This window comes from Novosphingobium percolationis (genome assembly GCF_020179425.1).
GTDB classification, from domain to species: Bacteria; Pseudomonadota; Alphaproteobacteria; order Sphingomonadales; family Sphingomonadaceae; genus Novosphingobium; species Novosphingobium percolationis.
This window is the reverse complement of sequence record NZ_JAILYM010000002.1, coordinates 687,032-703,407: the sequence shown is the minus strand read 5'-3', so window position 1 is coordinate 703,407 and position 16,376 is coordinate 687,032. Positions and strand designations below refer to the sequence as shown.

General features: G+C 65.9%; 14 protein-coding genes. 9 read left to right on the top strand and 5 right to left on the bottom strand.

The window, feature by feature from the left end; all coding sequences use genetic code 11:
- Position 1: 1 nt before the first annotated feature.
- From K3A84_RS07785 to K3A84_RS07770, 4 genes are all read left to right on the top strand, one after another.
- Positions 2-793 (top strand): dienelactone hydrolase family protein, encoded by a 792-nt coding sequence (locus tag K3A84_RS07785; protein ID WP_225008751.1) that lies wholly within the window; start codon positions 2-4, stop codon positions 791-793.
- Between the two features lie 85 nt (positions 794-878).
- Positions 879-2,810, top strand: coding sequence for a calcium-binding protein (locus K3A84_RS07780; protein ID WP_225008750.1), 1,932 nt, complete (start codon positions 879-881; stop codon positions 2,808-2,810).
- A 98-nt stretch (positions 2,811-2,908) separates the two neighbouring features.
- On the top strand, positions 2,909-4,582 hold the full coding sequence (gene ettA / locus K3A84_RS07775; protein ID WP_225008749.1) for an energy-dependent translational throttle protein EttA: 1,674 nt from the start codon (positions 2,909-2,911) through the stop codon (positions 4,580-4,582).
- Between the two features lie 210 nt (positions 4,583-4,792).
- On the top strand, positions 4,793-5,758 hold the full coding sequence (locus tag K3A84_RS07770; RefSeq protein WP_225008748.1) for an RcnB family protein: 966 nt from the start codon (positions 4,793-4,795) through the stop codon (positions 5,756-5,758).
- Between the two features lie 82 nt (positions 5,759-5,840).
- Here the strand turns inward: K3A84_RS07770 and K3A84_RS07765 are convergent, their stop codons facing one another.
- Positions 5,841-6,203: a winged helix DNA-binding protein gene (locus tag K3A84_RS07765; RefSeq protein WP_225008747.1), complete on the bottom strand. Its 363-nt coding sequence runs from the start codon at positions 6,201-6,203 to the stop codon at positions 5,841-5,843.
- Between the two features lie 382 nt (positions 6,204-6,585).
- Here K3A84_RS07765 and K3A84_RS07760 point away from each other — a divergent pair, with 382 nt between their 5' ends.
- Both K3A84_RS07760 and K3A84_RS07755 read left to right on the top strand, forming a co-directional pair.
- The gene (locus K3A84_RS07760; protein WP_225008746.1) at positions 6,586-7,263 is read left to right on the top strand and encodes a prolyl hydroxylase family protein; all 678 of its coding nucleotides are present in this window, start codon (positions 6,586-6,588) and stop codon (positions 7,261-7,263) included.
- Positions 7,257-9,128, top strand: coding sequence for a DUF885 domain-containing protein (locus K3A84_RS07755; protein ID WP_225008745.1), 1,872 nt, complete (start codon positions 7,257-7,259; stop codon positions 9,126-9,128). The genes K3A84_RS07760 and K3A84_RS07755 overlap by 7 nt, the downstream gene beginning before the upstream one ends.
- Here the strand turns inward: K3A84_RS07755 and K3A84_RS07750 are convergent.
- Genes K3A84_RS07750 through K3A84_RS07740 form a run of 3 tightly spaced genes read right to left on the bottom strand, consistent with a single transcriptional unit; the run spans position 9,107 to position 12,241 of the window.
- Positions 9,107-9,694: a DUF1003 domain-containing protein gene (locus tag K3A84_RS07750; protein WP_225008744.1), complete on the bottom strand. Its 588-nt coding sequence runs from the start codon at positions 9,692-9,694 to the stop codon at positions 9,107-9,109. The genes K3A84_RS07755 and K3A84_RS07750 overlap by 22 nt on opposite strands.
- A 34-nt stretch (positions 9,695-9,728) precedes the next feature.
- Complete coding sequence (locus K3A84_RS07745; protein ID WP_225008743.1) at positions 9,729-10,625, bottom strand: SGNH/GDSL hydrolase family protein; 897 nt, start codon at positions 10,623-10,625, stop codon at positions 9,729-9,731.
- The gene (locus K3A84_RS07740; protein WP_225008742.1) at positions 10,622-12,241 is read right to left on the bottom strand and encodes a lysine--tRNA ligase; all 1,620 of its coding nucleotides are present in this window, start codon (positions 12,239-12,241) and stop codon (positions 10,622-10,624) included. Before K3A84_RS07740 ends, K3A84_RS07745 begins: the two co-directional genes overlap by 4 nt.
- A gap of 192 nt (positions 12,242-12,433) precedes the next feature.
- Between K3A84_RS07740 and K3A84_RS07735 the strand changes: the two genes are divergently transcribed.
- From K3A84_RS07735 to K3A84_RS07725, 3 genes are all read left to right on the top strand, one after another.
- Positions 12,434-13,744, top strand: coding sequence for an O-acetylhomoserine aminocarboxypropyltransferase/cysteine synthase family protein (locus tag K3A84_RS07735; RefSeq protein WP_225008741.1), 1,311 nt, complete (start codon positions 12,434-12,436; stop codon positions 13,742-13,744).
- A gap of 75 nt (positions 13,745-13,819) precedes the next feature.
- Positions 13,820-14,389 (top strand): hypothetical protein, encoded by a 570-nt coding sequence (locus K3A84_RS07730; protein ID WP_225008740.1) that lies wholly within the window; start codon positions 13,820-13,822, stop codon positions 14,387-14,389.
- A 68-nt stretch (positions 14,390-14,457) separates the two neighbouring features.
- The gene (locus tag K3A84_RS07725; RefSeq protein WP_225008739.1) at positions 14,458-15,240 is read left to right on the top strand and encodes an SDR family NAD(P)-dependent oxidoreductase; all 783 of its coding nucleotides are present in this window, start codon (positions 14,458-14,460) and stop codon (positions 15,238-15,240) included.
- A gap of 296 nt (positions 15,241-15,536) precedes the next feature.
- Here K3A84_RS07725 and K3A84_RS07720 read toward each other — a convergent pair whose 3' ends face one another.
- Positions 15,537-16,337 (bottom strand): flagellin N-terminal helical domain-containing protein, encoded by an 801-nt coding sequence (locus tag K3A84_RS07720; RefSeq protein ID WP_225008738.1) that lies wholly within the window; start codon positions 16,335-16,337, stop codon positions 15,537-15,539.
- Positions 16,338-16,376 lie beyond the last annotated feature (39 nt).

Sequence of the window (16,376 nt, the reverse complement as noted above, 5' to 3'; positions counted from 1 at the left end):
CATGAAGAACCGCCAGGCCTTCGCCGGGTATGAGGCGTTCGAATTCACCGACGGGCCGTGGACACGCCGCGTATGGCGCAAGGGGCATGGGCCCGCAGTGATCGTGATGCACGAAATGCCCAACCTCCACCCGCAAGTGCTGCGCTTTGCCGATCGCGTGGCGGCGCAGGGCATGACCGTCTATTGCCCCAGCCTGTTCGGCGAGGACGGGCGCATTCCGGGGCGGCTCTACACCATGGGGCAGATGATCGCCGGGATCTGCATCCGGCGCGAATTCAACGTCTGGGCCAACGGCCGGTCCAGCCCGATCGTTGAATGGCTGCGCGCGCTGGCGCGCAAGGCGCACGCCGATTGCGGTGGCCGGGGCGTGGGCGCGGTGGGGATGTGCTTCACCGGCGGGTTTGCGCTCGCCATGATGACCGAGCCTTCGGTGGTGGCCCCGGTGCTGTCGCAGCCCTCGCTGCCGCTGGGGAAGAAGGGCGCCGGCATGATCGACGCCAGCGCGCAGGAGATCGCCTGCGCCAAACGGCGGCTGAAGGAGGAAGACCTGACGATCATGGCCTTGCGCTTCCCCAGCGACGGCTTTGTCCCCGACGAGCGCTTCGCCATGCTGAAGGAGACCTTCGGCGAACGCTGCGTGACGGTGGAACTGCCCGATGCCGACGCCAACACGAACGCCCCGATCCCGCCGCACTCGGTGCTGACCTGGCATCTGATCGACGAACCGGACAGCGCGACGAAGCAGGTCGAGCAGGATGTCATCGCCTTCTTCAAGCACCGCACCGCCGCCTGACGGGCCGGAGAGCAAGACAGGCGCGCCATTTGTTCAATCGTGCAAATTGGGATAAGTAGTTTCCACATAGCGTGGAGTCCCGGCCATGGCCCTTTACATGCCCGACACGTCCGATACGGGCGGCGTCTATTCGTACACCAGCGCGGAACTGGTCAACGTGCCGATCCTGTCAGGCACCGAGACGAACTTCTTTTCAGGTCCGGCGGCGGATTCCGAAGGACTGCCCGTGCTTGGTCTGTTGATCGCGGAAGTTCCCAAAAGCTATGTCGGCATGCAACTGTCTGCCCTGCCCGACGTGGTCGATTATGGCGGCTTCCTGATCACCGACGAGGTGTTCATCGGGTCGATCGAGATCTTCGGCCACTACACCGTCACGCACAACGGCGTCCTTTTCGACGAGGGCATGAACGTTCTGGCAAGCGCGCAGAGCCAGCCGGACGAGGTGCTGCCCCAACTCTATCCGGACAAGTCGATCATCAGCAACTTTGCCAAGATCATCGTGCCCGGCCTGCCCGCCGACGTGACCGACCTCAGCGGCTATGTCACGCATTACGACAAGCTCTACGTCGTCGTGGATGGCGGCAAGGGCCTGTTCCTGCACAATGCGGGCGTCAACGACCCCGACGAGGGCCGCTTCCTGCTGGCGGTGGGACAAGTGGGTGGGCAACGCGACGACGCGTGGGGCGACTGGATCAATGCCGTCGGCCCGACGTTCCCGCAGGACCCCTACACCGCCCTGCCCGACAATTTCGTGCAGGATGTCCCCACATACGAAGCGGCGAGCGCCGCCGCGCCGGACGGCAAGGGAACCGAGGTCAAGGCATCGCTGGGCGGGCTGACCTTTGGCGAGGACGGCACGGCCAGCATCGACGATGGCCAGGGCGGTTCGTCTACGTGGACCGAGATCACCAATGCGATCAAGGACCGGATCGACGCCGGCCTGACGGCCACGCAGGCCGTGCGCGAGGCCGGCGCGAAGATCGTGGGCGAACTGGTCGATCAGGTGGTGGAAAAGATCGTCGACGACCACATCAAGACGCCGCTGATCGAGACGGTGTTCGGATCGTCGGAGACGGTCGAGGATGTGCAGGCGAAAGGCGAGATCGTGAAGGACTTTCACGAACGCTCGTTCTCGCTGCTGCAGGAGGGCATGGATTCGGTCGGATCGGGCGCCCCGGTCGACGTCAACGAGTACGACCGCAAGTTCAAGGACAACGTCAAGCAGTTCTTCTCGGACGTCTTCTCGAACCTGACCGGCATATCGCAGGACAAGGCCGACGCGCTGTTCAACCTCGGCTCGCAGATCAGCGCGCACGAGGAGCACAGCATCATCGGACTGTCGGCGGCCTATAACGACCATGCGCTGTCGGTCGTCACCACGTTCGAGGACGGCCATGCCGACACCTACGTGGGCGACCGCTTCGCCAATCGCGTTCGCCTCGGCGATGGCAACGACGGAGCGATGGGGGGCAAGGGCGACGACGTACTGTGGGGCGAGGAAGGTGTCGACCTGCTGCTGGGCGGCGATGGCAACGACCGGCTCTATGGTGGCACAGGCGGGGACGTGCTGGGCGGCGGCGCGGGCGCGGACAAACTCTATGGCGAAGCGGGCGCCGACAACATCTCCGGCGGCGGCGGGGCCGATGTGCTGACCGGCGGGCGCGGCAAGGACATTCTTGCAGGCGGGACCGGCGCAGATCGCTTCGTGTTCGAGGCGATCGCCGACTTTGGCGGCAAGACCCGCTCCACCGCCGACACCATCAGCGATTTCTCCCGCGCGCAGGCCGACCGCATCGACCTTGCCCTGATCGACGCCAGAGCAGGCAGCGGCACCGCCAACGATGCTTTCGCCTGGCTCGGCAAAGGCGCTTTTACCGGGCACGCGGGCGAGTTGCGATATAGCCTCGGTTCGAGCTGGACGCTGATCCAGGGCGACGTGAACGGCGACGGACTTGCCGACTTCGCGCTGTCGCTGACCGGGCGGGTCGCGCTGACGGCGGCGGACTTCGTGCTGTAGCGGTCCGGCGGGACGGGCAACGCCAGCCGCTTGCCCCGCCGAAGCGCGGCCTGTAGAGGGCTGCCTAAAGCATTCCAGCATCCCCCGAAGGACCAAACATGGCCGCGCAATACGCCTACGTCATGAAGAGCATGACGAAGACCTTCCCCGGCGCACCCAAGCCGGTGCTGAAGGACATCAGCCTCCAGTTCTACCAGGGTGCCAAGATCGGCATCGTCGGCCCCAACGGCGCGGGCAAGTCGACCCTGATCAAGATCATGGCCGGCGTCGACAAGGACTACACTGGCGAAGCCTGGCCGGGCGAGAACATCACCGTCGGCTATCTCGAGCAGGAACCCCAGCTCGATCCGACCAAGACCGTGCTCGAAAACGTCAAGGACGGCGCGCGCGAAGTGGCCGACATGGTCGAACGCTTCAACGCGATCGGCATGGAAATGGCAGAGGAAGACGCCGACTTCGACGCACTGGGCGCCGAAATGGCCGAACTGCAGGACAAGATCGACGCTGTCGATGGCTGGACGCTCGACAACCAGCTCGAAATCGCGATGGAAGCGCTGCGCTGCCCGCCGGGCGACTGGAGCGTGGAAAGCCTGTCGGGCGGTGAAAAGCGCCGCATCGCGCTCACCCGCCTGCTGATCCAGAAGCCTTCGATCCTGCTGCTGGACGAACCGACCAACCACCTCGACGCCGAAAGCGTACAGTGGCTGGAAAACCACCTCAAGGAATACGCGGGCGCGGTGCTGATGATCACCCACGACCGCTACTTCCTCGACAACGTGGTCGGCTGGATCCTCGAACTCGATCGCGGCTCGTACTATCCCTACGAAGGCAACTACTCGACCTATCTGGAAAAGAAGGCCAAGCGTCTCGAGCAGGAGAGCCGCGAAGAAAGCGGCAAGCAGAAGGCCCTGCAGCGCGAACTCGAGTGGATCCGCCAGACCCCGGCCGCACGCCAGACCAAGAGCAAGGCCCGCGTGCGCAAGTTCGAGGAACTGCAGAACGCGCAGGACAACCGCCCCGTCACCAAGGCCCAGATCGTCATCCAGGTGCCCGAGCGCCTCGGCGGCAAGGTGATCGAGGTGAAGAACATCTCGAAGGCCTATGGCGACAAGCTGCTGTTCGAAGACCTGTCGTTCACGCTGCCGCCGGGCGGCATCGTCGGCGTGATCGGGCCGAACGGCGCGGGCAAGTCGACGCTGTTCAAGATCATCACCGGCAAGGAAGTGCCCGACAGCGGCACGATCGAGATCGGCTCGACCGTGCACCTGGGCTACGTCGACCAGAGCCGCGACCATCTCGATCCCAAGAAGAACGTGTGGGAGGAAATCTCCGACGGGCTCGACTACATGGTGGTCAACAAGCAGGACATGAGCACGCGGGCCTATGTCGGCGCGTTCAACTTCAAGGGCGCGGACCAGCAGAAGAACGTCGGCAAGCTTTCGGGCGGTGAACGCAACCGCGTGCACATGGCCAAGATGCTGAAGCAGGGCGGCAACGTGCTGCTGCTGGACGAACCGACCAACGACCTCGACGTCGAAACGCTCTCGGCGCTGGAAGATGCGATCGAGAACTTCGCCGGCTGCGCCGTGGTCATTTCGCACGACCGCTTCTTCCTCGATCGTCTCGCCACGCACATCCTGGCGTTCGAAGGCAACAGCCACGTCGAATGGTTCGAAGGCAACTTCGCCGCCTATGAAGAGGACAAGCGCCGCCGTCTGGGCGATGCCGCCGACCGTCCGACCGCGCTGGCGTACAAGAAGCTGACGCGCTGACCTGCGCGCAACGTGGTAGGAAAACCCCGCCGGAGTCGCGCTCCGGCGGGGTTTTTCATGTCCGCGCAGCGATATTCGTTCATCAAAAACAATTTTCAGATTAACAAATGACACCTCGCCGGTTCAGGGCCCGGACATCGCGCCATGCGTAGAGAGGTCTCATACAACGCCGCGAATGGATCGCGGCGCCGCGTATCCGGAGAGATGGCCATGCGTGCCAAGTCCTTCCTCAAGACCGGCATCGGCACCACGCTCGCCCTTGCCATGCTGGCGACCGCGCTGCCTGCGAACGCGCAGGAACGCGACCGCGAACGCGGCGGTGATCGTCGCGAAATGCAGATGCCCCGCCCCGCCGAACGCCCGGTCGAGCGCGCGCCCGAACGCGTCGCCCCGCCGCAGCGTGATATCAACCGCACGTTCGGCGGCAACAACACCTGGTCGAACGGAAACCAGGGCAATCGCCCGCAGCCCGCTTGGCGCGCGCAGGCGCCCTCGATGCCCGACCGTGGCCAGCAGGCGCAAGGCGGCCTGCCCCAGCGCGGCTGGGACGGCCAGCGCTGGAACGGCGACGGCGCCCGCCCGGGCGTCCCGCAGGTCCAGCAACGCCCCGCGTGGAGCGCACAGCAGCGCGACAACGATCGGCGTGACAACAACCGCTGGGAAGGCAATAATACCTGGCATCGCGATGCCGACCGCCGAGACGGGGATCGCCGCTGGGATAACGACCGCCGCGACGGAGACCGCCGCGATGGGGACCATCGCTGGGACAACGATCGGCGCGACAACGATCGCTGGCGCAACAATGACAGCTGGCGGCGCGACGCGGATCGGCGCTGGGACAATCACCAGCGTTGGGACGGCCAGCGCCGCTGGAACAACGACTGGCGGCGCGACAACCGCTACAACTGGTATGCCTGGCGCAACCAGAACCGCAACGTGTTCCGCGGCGGCTACTACTACGCGCCATACCGCGGCTACAATTACAGTCGTTTGAGCATCGGCTTCACGCTGGGATCACCGTTCTATTCGCAGCGGTACTGGATCAGCGATCCCTGGGCCTATCGCCTGCCCCCGGCCTATGGTCCCTATCGCTGGGTGCGCTATTACGACGACGTGCTGCTGGTCGATACCTACAGCGGCGAAGTGGTCGACGTGATCTACGACTTCTTCTGGTAAGCAGACCAGAAAGGTTAACGCAGCAGGCCCCGCCGACAATGTCGGTGGGGCCGATTGCTCTTTCGGGCAATCGTTGCCACGATCAGCGCAGCGGCCCGATCGACATCAGCACGCGCTCCATCAGGGCGTGCCCTTCCGGCGTCAGCCGCACATAGCGGCGACGCGCATCGCCGCGATCGTTGGCGCGATAGACGAGGCCATCACGTTCCAGCCGGGCAATCCAGCGCAGGATCGTGGTCGATGGCACGCCCGCTTCGATGCACACGCTCGAAACCTGCAGTTCCGTGCCGCGATGGCGCGCGATGTAGAGGTCGAGCAGGATATCCCAGCCCGGCTCGCCGAACAGACCCTTGACCCCGTTGGCGGCGTCACGCCGGCGGCGCAGGTCGTAAAGCGCCCGAGCGACACGGTAAGGCTCGGCGTCGATGTCTACTCTGGCTTCCAAAAAGAACGACCTCCTCGAAGCGCTTGCCGCGCTGCCATCCGGCACAAAGCCATTCCGCGAATGTCGTTCCGCCTTAACCGACGACCATTTTTCTTTCGCGACCCAGCCACTAAGTATTCACCAATGGTTTGCCGGACCGGAGCGGCCCAGTGCCCCGTTTGGTTAACCAGGATTTCATGTCTTATTATTTTTTCAAAGTTTCAATCGTCCAGCACCGTATCGGACCAAAAGCAGGCGGGTTTGCAGCCCGAAAATTGCGCCGGATCGACGCTATTGTCCCGCAGGAAGACGCAAGGACGGCGCCTTGGGGCCTTGACACCGGTTGTCGCCGCAGGCGCAGTCTTGCCCAGGCCAGCGCCATCGGCCATGACGGGCACGCACCATGTCCTCGCCCAGCCGCACCGCCCCGCGCGATCCCGACACTCCCTTGCTCAAGCGCCTCGGCGAAAGCGTCCGCGCGCGGCTCGACGCCGATCCGGCAGCGCACCGCCTGCCGGTCGAGGGGCTCGAGATCTATGGCCTTTCAGCCTTCTTCACGCCCGCCGAATGCACGCGACTGATGGGCATCGTCGATAGCGTCGCCCAGCCTTCGGCTACCTACACGCCCGACGAAACGGCGGGACGCACCAGCTATTCGGGCGATGTCGATCCCGATGATCCGTTCATCCTCATGCTGCAGCGTCGGATCGACGACCTGCTGGGGCTTGAGCCGGGCTATGGTGAGACGATCCAGGGCCAGCGCTATGCCGTGGGGCAGGAATTTCGCGCTCACTTCGATCATTTTGCACCCAGCCAGACGTTCTGGGAAACCGAGCAGAAGCGCGGCGGGCAGCGCAGCTGGACCGCGATGGCCTATCTCAACGCGGTCGAGGAAGGCGGCACGACCGACTTTCCGCGCGTGTCGCTGTCGATCCCGCCGCAGCCGGGCGCGTTGATCGTGTGGAACAACATGGGGCCCGATGGCACGCCCAACCCGCTCAGCCTCCACGCCGGAACGCCGGTGATCCGGGGCGTGAAATACGTGCTGACCAAGTGGTATCGGGCGCGCCCGTGGTGGTGAGGCCGGTCCGCCTGCTGTGCGCGAGCGTGCTTCTGGCGCTGTCTGCCTGCGCGGTGCGGCAAGCGCCGCCTGCGCTGCTGCCCGCGCCGGCGCCCGCCTCGGCCCCGGCCCCTCTAACGCCCCCCGTCCGGGTCGGCGATGCCGAAGCGCTCGATCGCCTGTTCATCGAGGACGCGCGCAGCGAACAGGCGCTCGATCCCCTCGCCGCGCTCGAACGCGGCGAGCGGCTGTCGGCCGAACGTTTCGCGCTGCTGTTCACGCCGGACCTCACACGTAGCCTGCGCGCCGCCAACGCCGATGCGCTCGAACGCCTTTCGCACATCGACCGCGCCGCGCTGGATGATGCGCACCGCATTTCCTACGACGTGTTCCGCGCCGACAAGCTCGACGAGCAGGCGCAGCTTTCGCCAGCGATCGAGGCGCTGACCGCACCGCGCCCGTTCAACCACTTCGGCGGCTTCCACGTGGAGTTTCCGGGCCTCGTTTCGGCCGACAGCGCGATGCCACTGGAAACGCTGGCCGATTACGAGGCGCGCCTCGCGCTCGATCGCGCGCTGCCGCACGTGTTCGACACCGCCATCGCGCGCTTCCGGGAAGGCATGGCGAGCGGCGTGACCGAGCCGAAGCTGACGGTGCGCAACATGGTCGCGCAGATCGACGGCATCCTCGCCCAGCCGCCCGCGCACTCCCCCTTCCTCTCGCCCGTGCGCGCCTTCCCCCACGCCATCCGCGCCGAGGACCGCGTTCGCCTGACGCGCGCCTTCGCCGATACCACCGCGCACGACATCTATCCGGCCTATCGCCGCCTGCGCGATTTTCTTGCCAACGAGTACCTGCCCGCCGCGCGCGAGGACGTGGGCCTGTCCGCCATGCCGGGCGGCGAGCGGCTCTATCGCCTGCTGGTGCGCCAGCACACCACGCTCGATCTCGATCCCGCCGCCGTCCATCGCCTCGGCGTGGCCGAAGTGGCGCGCATCCAGCAGGAAATGCTGCAGGTGAAGACCGAACTGGGCTTCGCCGGTCCCTTGCGCGGCTTCTTCGATGCGATCCGCGTCGATCCCCGCTTTCACCCGAAGACCGCCGAGGAACTGGCGCGCGGGTTCGAAGCGGTGGGGCGCAAGGTGGATGCGCTGGCGCCGCGCTATTTCCTGCACCTGCCGCGCACGCCGCTGCTGGTGCAAGCCTATCCCGCCTATCGCGCGCAGTACGAGGCGGGCGGCAGCTACAGCCAGGGCGCGGCGGACGGCAGCCGCCCCGGGGTGTTCTACTTCAACACTTACGATCTCAAGAGCCGGTTCCTGTCGGGCGTGACCACGCTCTACCTGCACGAAGGCGCGCCGGGGCATCACTTCCAGATCAGTCTCGCACAGGAAAACGCCGCGCTTCCCGATTTCCAGCGCTTCGGCGGCAACACCGCCTATGTCGAAGGCTGGGCGCTCTATGCCGAAACGCTCGGCTACGAGATGGGCTTCTACAAGGACCCGATGCAGCACTGGGGCACGCTCGACGACGAAATGCTGCGCGCGATGCGGTTGGTGGTCGACACCGGCCTGCACACGCAAGGCTGGAGCCGCGAGCAGGCGATCGCCTACATGCTCGGCAATTCGGGCATGGGCCGCAGCGACGCGACGGCGGAAGTCGAACGCTACATCGCCAATCCGGGGCAGGCCCTAGCCTACAAGATCGGCGCGCTGACCATCCAGCGGCTGCGTCACAAGGCCGAAGCCGCACTGGGGCCGCGCTTCGACATCCGCCGCTTCCACGACCAGGTGCTGATGAGCGGCGCGCTGCCGCTGCCGGTGCTGGAAGCCAAGATCGACCGCTGGATTGCGCGCGAGCAGGATCAGCCCGCCGTTTCGCCCTGAATCGGTAAGCCAGCGACTTCGTTGACCACCGCCTCGGTGTTGATGGCAACGTCGCCCACCTGCCCCTGCAGCTGCCCCATCTTGTTGAACAGCTTGTCGATCTTGCGATGCAGCCGCAGGATTTCGAGCTGGGTGCGCAAATTGACCTCATAATCGTGGTGCGCGGTCAGCCGGTCCTTCTGCGACTGGCGGTTCTGGCTCATCATGATGACGGGGGCCTGCAGCGCGGCCAGCGTGGAGAGCATCAGGTTGAGGAAGACATAGGGGTATTCATCCCATTCGGGCACTAGCCCCGCCGCCCACCGGCTGTTGACCAGCATCCAGGCCAGCAGCACCACAGCGAACACGATGATGAACCCCCACGATCCGCCCACCGCCGCCACCCGGTCGGCAAGGCGCTGGCCGAACGTCATGTTCACTGCGGCGAGTTCGTCTGCGTCGCAATCCTCGATCTCGCCTGACGCGACGCGTTCCAGCACGCGCTGCTCTTCTGGCCCGAGCTCCTCGAACTTTCGCCCGAGCAGGTCTTCGGCAAGGCTTTCGGCGGTGGGTGAATTGATCGGCATCGCCGCCAGAACGGACGGCGCAGGCGATTGTTTCCTAACGTTTCCGAACGGGCGCCGGAGCCGGAGCACCAGCCAGCCCCAACGTCTCGGCGGCGATCTGCTGAAGCCTGACCGCGACCTGCGGGTTCATGCCCAGATCCTCCGCCGCGCGCTCCCGCGCGCCCAGCGTGCGCGGATCGACGCCGGTGATGGCGCCGAACTCCACCAGCGCTTCGAGGTAATAGCCCTCGGTGCTGGCGTGGTAGTGGTCCCAGGTCCACAGGTCGATCTTGTCGAAGGTGATCCCGTCATAGGGGTTGGGATCGGCGACCCCCGCCTCGATCGCGCGCAGCCACGCCGCGCCCACCGGCAGGGCCGCGCCGAAGCGGGCATTGCCCTCGGCGGCCAGCCGATTGGCCTGCGCCACGGTTTCGGCCAGCGCCGCGACCGGCTTGCCGGACCACGGGCTGCCGGGCCGGTAGGCGAGATCGGCGCGCGGCCAGGTCGAGACCAGCCGCACCGAGACGCGCGGATTGGCGCGCAGCATCATGTCGGCCAGCGCGCGCGCGGCAACGACGTGTTTGGTGGGATCGCCCGGATTGGCGGCATCGAGCGTCGAGAAGCCTTGCAGCACCACCACGTCCCACGCGCGGTCGATGCGCTGTCCCCGCCGTTCGAGGTGGAAGGCAAGGTCCTGCCCGCCCGCGGTCTCGAGACTGACCTGCCAATCAAGCCCGGCCTGATCGGCAAAGGTCTTGAACAGCGCGGGCACCCCGCCCACGCCCTCGCCGTTGAGGTCCATCACCCGTTCGGGATGATAGCGCCGCACCGGAGAGCCGTGGCCGTAGGTGAACGAATTGCCGACAAACAGGATGGTCCTGGCGACCGCCTCGCCCGCGCCGGTCAGCGCGAGCGTGGCGGCAAGGACCAGGCCGGCGACCTTGCGCTTCACGCCAGGTCGATCCCTTCGAGCGCCTCCGCGATCAGCGCGCGGGTATTGGCAATGCCATAGAGCGCGATGAAGCTGCCCATGCGCGGGCCGGCCGAGGAGCCGAGCAGCGTCTCGTAGAGCGCCTTGAACCAGTCGCGCAGGGCTTCGAAGCCGTAGTGCGGGTCCTTGCCGATCTCGTAGACGATGTTCTGCAGCAGTTCGGCCGTCGCATCGTCGCTGGTCGCGGCCAGTTCCTCGTCGAGCGCGGCGAGCGCGCGCGCCTCGTTCTCCTCGGGCTTGCGGCGCTGGAGCGTCGGCGCGACGAAATCGCGGTTGTAGGCAAGCGCGTTGGTGACGAGGCCATCGAGCGCAGGATGCGCCGCCGGGTCCGCGTTCTCGACGTAGTTGGCAAGGTACGACCACACCTGGTCGCGCGTGGCCTTGGCGCCAAGCACGCCGACAAGGTTGAGCAGCAGGCCGTAGGTGACCGGCAGTGCCTCCCCTTCGCCGCTTGCCGCCCCATTGGTGCGCAGCAGGTGCCACACCGGGTTGCCGAGCTGCTGTTCGATCGGCTGGGTGGGGATCTTCTCCCGGAACTGCCAGTATTCGTCGACCGCGCGCGGGATGATACCGACGTGCAGTGACTTGGCGCTCTTCGGCTCGCGGAACAGGTAGAAGCCGAGGCTTTCCTCGCTGCCGTAATCGAGCCACTGCTCGATGGTCAGGCCGTTGCCCTTGGACTTGCTGATCTTCTCGCCCTTTTCGTCGAGGAACAGCTCGTAGATCAGCCCTTCGGGACGGCGCCCGCCGAGCACTTGCGCGATCTTGCCCGACTGCGTGACGCTGTCGGTCAGATCCTTGCCGCACATCTCGTAATCGACGCCCAGCGCGACCCAGCGCATCGCCCAGTCGACCTTCCACTGCAGCTTGGACCGGCCACCAAGGATCGACTGTTCGACCACTTCACCGTTCGCATCGGTGAAACGGACGAGACCCGCCTCGGCGTCCAGCACCTCGATCGGCACCTGCAGCACTTCGCCCGTGGTGGGCGAGACCGGCAGGACCGGCGAATAGGTCTTGCGGCGTTCCTCGCGCAGCGTCGGCAGCATGATCGCCTGGATCGCGTCGAACTGGCGCAGCACGTTCTTCAGCGCCTCGTCAAAGGCACCGGAATTGTAGCGGTCCGAGGCGGAGACGAATTCGTAATCGAAGCCGAAACGGTCGAGGAAGGCGCGCAGCATCGCATTGTTGTGGTGCGCAAAGCTCTCGTGCGTGCCGAAGGGATCGGGGATGCGGCTCAATGGCTTGCCGAGATTGGCCGACAGCACGTCCTTGTTGGGCACGTTGTCGGGCACCTTGCGCAGACCGTCCATGTCGTCCGAGAACGCGACCAGCCGCGTGGGATGGCCGCCGGTCAGCACTTCATAAGCGCGGCGGACGAGCGTGGTGCGCAGCACTTCCTGGAACGTGCCGATGTGCGGCAGACCCGAGGGGCCATAGCCGGTTTCGAACAGCACGGGCACGAGCGCGCCCGACGCGTCTTTCTTGCCACCCGGAAAGCGCTTGATGAGCTTGCGGGCTTCCTCGAACGGCCATGCCTTCGAGGTCTGGGCGGCGGTGATAAGAGCATCGGTCATAGTGCTTGGCCCTTTCGCGTTTTGCGGGCGCGAAGGCAAGCGCCGAAACCGGCGCGGGAGGTTGACAGACGTGAGCGGGCCCTCAACAAAACGCCGATCCCTCCTCACGTCTTGCCTTTATCAACTGAAACGATAGACAAATAGGCGATCCCGCCGAACCACAGGCCCGCCGAACCAGAGGACTGCCAAGCAATGACCGATCTTTCCAAGGCCCGCCCCGAAACGCTGGCGCTGCACGCGGGATGGCGCGCCGATCCGACCACCGGCTCGGTCGCGGTACCGATCCACCAGACCACCAGCTACCAGTTCCAGTCGACCGAACACGCCGCCAACCTGTTTTCGCTGTCGGAACTGGGCAACATCTATACCCGCCTGATGAACCCGACCACCGACGTGCTCGAACAGCGCCTGGCCGCGCTGGAAGGCGGGGCGGCGGCGGTGGCGACGGCCTCGGGACAGGCGGCATCGACCTTCGCGGTGCTGAACCTGGCGCGCGCGGGCGACAACATCGTCAGCTCGACCAACCTCTACGGCGGCACCTGGAATCTGTTTGCCAACACGCTGAAGGACCTGGGGATCGAAGTCCGCTTCGTCGATCCGGCCGATCCCGAAGGCTTCCGCCGCGCCACCGACGACCGCACCCGCGCCTATTATGCCGAGGCGCTGCCCAACCCGAAGCTGGAAGTGTTCCCCATCGCCGAAGTGGCCGCGATCGGCCGTGAGTTCGGCATCCCGCTGATCGTCGACAACACCGCAGCGCCGCTGCTGATCCGCCCGTTCGACCACGGCGCGGCGATCGTGGTCTATTCGACCACCAAGTACATCGGCGGCCATGGCACCTCGATCGGCGGCGCGATCATCGATGGCGGCAACTTCGAATGGGACGCGATCCCCGAACGCCAGCCGCTGCTCAACACGCCCGACCCCAGCTATCATGGCGCGGTCTGGGCGCGCGACATCAAGCCGCTCGGCCCGATCGCCTATGCCATCCGCGCGCGCGTGATCCTGCTGCGCGACATCGGCGCGGCGCTGTCTCCGTTCAACGCCTTCCAGCTGATCCAGGGGCTGGAGACGCTGCCTTTGCGCATCGAGCGCCACAGCGAGAACGCCACGCAGGTCGCGGAATACCTCGCCCGGCACCCCAAGGTGACCAAGGTCATCCACCCCTCGCAGGCGCAGGGCCGTGCGAAGGAACTGGCCGCGCAATACCTGACGCGCGACGATACCCGGTTGCTCGCGGGCGGGCTCGTCGGCTTCGAACTGGCGGGTGGCGCGGAAGCGGGCAAGCGCTTCATCAATGCGCTGCAGCTGTTCTACCACGTGGCCAATATCGGCGATGCGCGCAGCCTCGCCATCCACCCCGCCTCGACCACGCATTCGCAGCTTTCGCCCGAAGAGCAGGCCGCAACCGGGGTCAGCCCCGGCTACGTGCGCCTGTCGATCGGGATCGAGCACATCGACGACATCCTCGCCGATCTTTCGAACGCGCTCGACGCGGCCTGATGGCCCTCAAGGTGCAGGTAACCCTTCGCTGATAGACCTCCCTCCGCCGGTCCGCGCCGGCGGGGGGAACCAGCGATGACCGACGACGAACTGCGCGATATAGTGCGCCGCGAACTATTGCCCGGCGAAAGCCTGCTCTGGCACGCGCGGCCCGATCCGCGCCGGCTCCACGCGCCGTTCTTCCTATGGCTGTTCGCGGTGCCATGGACGGCCTTCGCGCTGTTCTGGGAAGCCATGGCGCTGATGCCGCTGCTGGGCGGTGGCCACACGCCAGATGCCGTGCGCTACACCTTCGGCATCGCCTTTCCGATCTTCGGCCTGCCTTTCATCGGCATCGGCCTGGTCATGATGAGCGCACCGTTCTGGGCGCGCTACGCCGCCGCGCGCTCGATCTATGGCCTGACCGACCGGCGCGTGCTGCGCGTGACCGCCACGCGCAAGCGCAAGGTGCCGAGCGTGCTGCTCGACCAGATGGGACCGATCGACGTGATCGCGCGCGCCGATGGCTGGGGCACGCTGCGCATCGAGACGGGCAGCCACCTCGATGCCGACGGCGACCGCGTGACCACCCGCTTCGAGATCGACTGCGTGCCCGACGTGGCCCGGCTGGAAGCGCTGCTGCTCGACGCGCGCCGCCGCCGCTAGCGCAAGCGCCAGTGGCGCACGGCCTCTCGCCGCCCAAGATGCCGGCCACCCAACGGAGAGGACGAACGATGGATTATGGACTGGAAGGCACGGTCGCACTGGTAACCGGCGCGCGCGGCAACATCGGCGTGGCGACGTGCGCGGCGCTGAAGCGCGAAGGCGTGACGGTGATCGCCAGCGACGTTGGCGTCGATGAAGCCGCGCCCTCGCCCGATGGTAGCGAATGGCTGTCACTCGACGTGACCAGCACCGAAGACTGGGCGCGCGTGATCGCCACGATCGAGGCGCGCCACGGACGGCTCGACATTCTGGTGAACAACGCAGGAGTCGCGCCGACCGATCGCATCGACCAGATGCCGGTGGAAGCGTTCCGCCGCGCCTTCGACATCAACGTGACCGGCATCTTCCTTGGCACCCAGGCCGCCTGCGCGCTGATGGCGAAAAGCGGGGCATTGCGCGAAGGCGGCGCGTCGATCATCAACATCGCGTCGGGCGCGGCGGACAAGCCTGCGCCCTTCAGCGCGGCCTATTGCGCGACCAAGGCGGCGGTGCGCATGTTCACCCGCGCCACGGCGGTCGAATTTTCGGCGCTGGGCTACCCCGTCCGGGTCAATTCGGTCCACCCCGGCGCGGTCGAATCCGACATGTTGGGTTCGATCGTCGCGCGCTATTCGCAGATTTCGAACAGTTCGACCGACGATCTCTATGCAGCGATGCTGAAGGGCCACCCGATGGGCCGTCTGGTCAAGCCCTCCGAAGTTGCCGATGGGGTGGTGTTTCTCGCCAGCCGCGCCGCGCGCTACAGCCACGGCGCGGTGCTGCACGTCGATGGTGGCCACGCCTGCACCTGAGACCGCGTCGGGAAAGCGCGAGGTGGCGGTAAAGCCACCTCGCGCCCGATGCCGCTCCCCCTGGCCGGACGGGGTATCGATCCGGCCACAGGGTGCGGTTCGGCTAACAAATTCCGAAAAACGTGCAACCCGGATGAAATAAAACCACGGCTTCACGAAATTGCAAAGCGAAAATGCAGCCGGGTCGCGCCCTACTTTCTGAATCAAGTCCGACAATTGGCGAATGCATCAAGACGAAAAGGCGGCCCCGCTTGCGCAAGGCCGCCTTCCCGTGGAGTCGCTCCCGAAAACGGGGGTTACTTCAGGAGCGAGAGCACGTTCTGCTGGGCCTGGTTGGCCTGCGCGATCATCGCGGTCGAGGCCTGGCTCAGGATCTGCGCCTTGGCCATCGACGTCGTTTCCGCAGAATAGTCGGTGTCGAGGATGCGGCTGCGCGCGTCCGACAGGTTGGTGACATTGTCGGTCAGGTTGCTGATCACCGATTCCAGCCGGTTCTGGCCCGCACCGAACGAGGCGCGCGCGGCGCTCACTTCATCGAGCGCGGTGGTCACGTCGGTCATCGTCGTGGCGGCGGCGGTGTCGGTGGTCACATCGAAAGTGACCGCCGCGATGCCCTTGCTGGTGATGTCGACCGTGTCGGTGGTCTCGCTGCCCACCTGGATGGTGAAGGTGGCGTCGGCCGTGCCGAACACCGCGTTGCCGTTGAACTTGGTGTTGGTCAGCACGTTGTTGACCTGCGTGGTCAGTTCCTGGACTTCGGCGTCCATATAGCCGCGGTCGGTCGGCTGGTAGGTCGCCGACTTCGCCTGCACCGCCAGTTCGCGGATGCGCTGCAGCATCGCGGTCACTTCGTTCAGCGCGCCGTCGGCGGTCTGGGCCAGCGAAATGCCATCGTTGGCATTGCGGATGCCCTGGCTCATGCCCTTGATCTGCGAGGTCATGGTGGTGGTGATCGCAAGGCCCGCGGCATCGTCCTTCGCGCCGTTGATGCGCTTGCCGGTCGAAAGACGCTCCATCGCGATGCCGGCCATGTGCCCGGCGGCGTTCGATGCATTGGCCGCACGCAGGGCGGCGATATTGGTGTTGATGACGGCCATTGTTCCCATGCTCCACTTATGGGCCGGAGCGGATGAGGC

What these genes read in the sequence shown, in the direction of transcription:
- K3A84_RS07785 (WP_225008751.1), top strand. Translation starts at nt 2, where the DNA reads ATGAAGAACCGCCAGGCCTTCGCCGGGTATGAGGCGTTCGAATTCACC.
- K3A84_RS07780 (WP_225008750.1), top strand. Translation starts at nt 879, where the DNA reads ATGGCCCTTTACATGCCCGACACGTCCGATACGGGCGGCGTCTATTCG.
- K3A84_RS07725 (WP_225008739.1), top strand. Translation starts at nt 14,458, where the DNA reads ATGGATTATGGACTGGAAGGCACGGTCGCACTGGTAACCGGCGCGCGC.
- K3A84_RS07740 (WP_225008742.1), bottom strand. Translation starts at nt 12,241, where the DNA reads ATGACCGATGCTCTTATCACCGCCGCCCAGACCTCGAAGGCATGGCCG.
- K3A84_RS07770 (WP_225008748.1), top strand. Translation starts at nt 4,793, where the DNA reads ATGCGTGCCAAGTCCTTCCTCAAGACCGGCATCGGCACCACGCTCGCC.
- ettA (WP_225008749.1), top strand. Translation starts at nt 2,909, where the DNA reads ATGGCCGCGCAATACGCCTACGTCATGAAGAGCATGACGAAGACCTTC.
- K3A84_RS07750 (WP_225008744.1), bottom strand. Translation starts at nt 9,694, where the DNA reads ATGCCGATCAATTCACCCACCGCCGAAAGCCTTGCCGAAGACCTGCTC.
- K3A84_RS07735 (WP_225008741.1), top strand. Translation starts at nt 12,434, where the DNA reads ATGACCGATCTTTCCAAGGCCCGCCCCGAAACGCTGGCGCTGCACGCG.
- K3A84_RS07720 (WP_225008738.1), bottom strand. Translation starts at nt 16,337, where the DNA reads ATGGCCGTCATCAACACCAATATCGCCGCCCTGCGTGCGGCCAATGCA.
- K3A84_RS07730 (WP_225008740.1), top strand. Translation starts at nt 13,820, where the DNA reads ATGACCGACGACGAACTGCGCGATATAGTGCGCCGCGAACTATTGCCC.
- K3A84_RS07760 (WP_225008746.1), top strand. Translation starts at nt 6,586, where the DNA reads ATGTCCTCGCCCAGCCGCACCGCCCCGCGCGATCCCGACACTCCCTTG.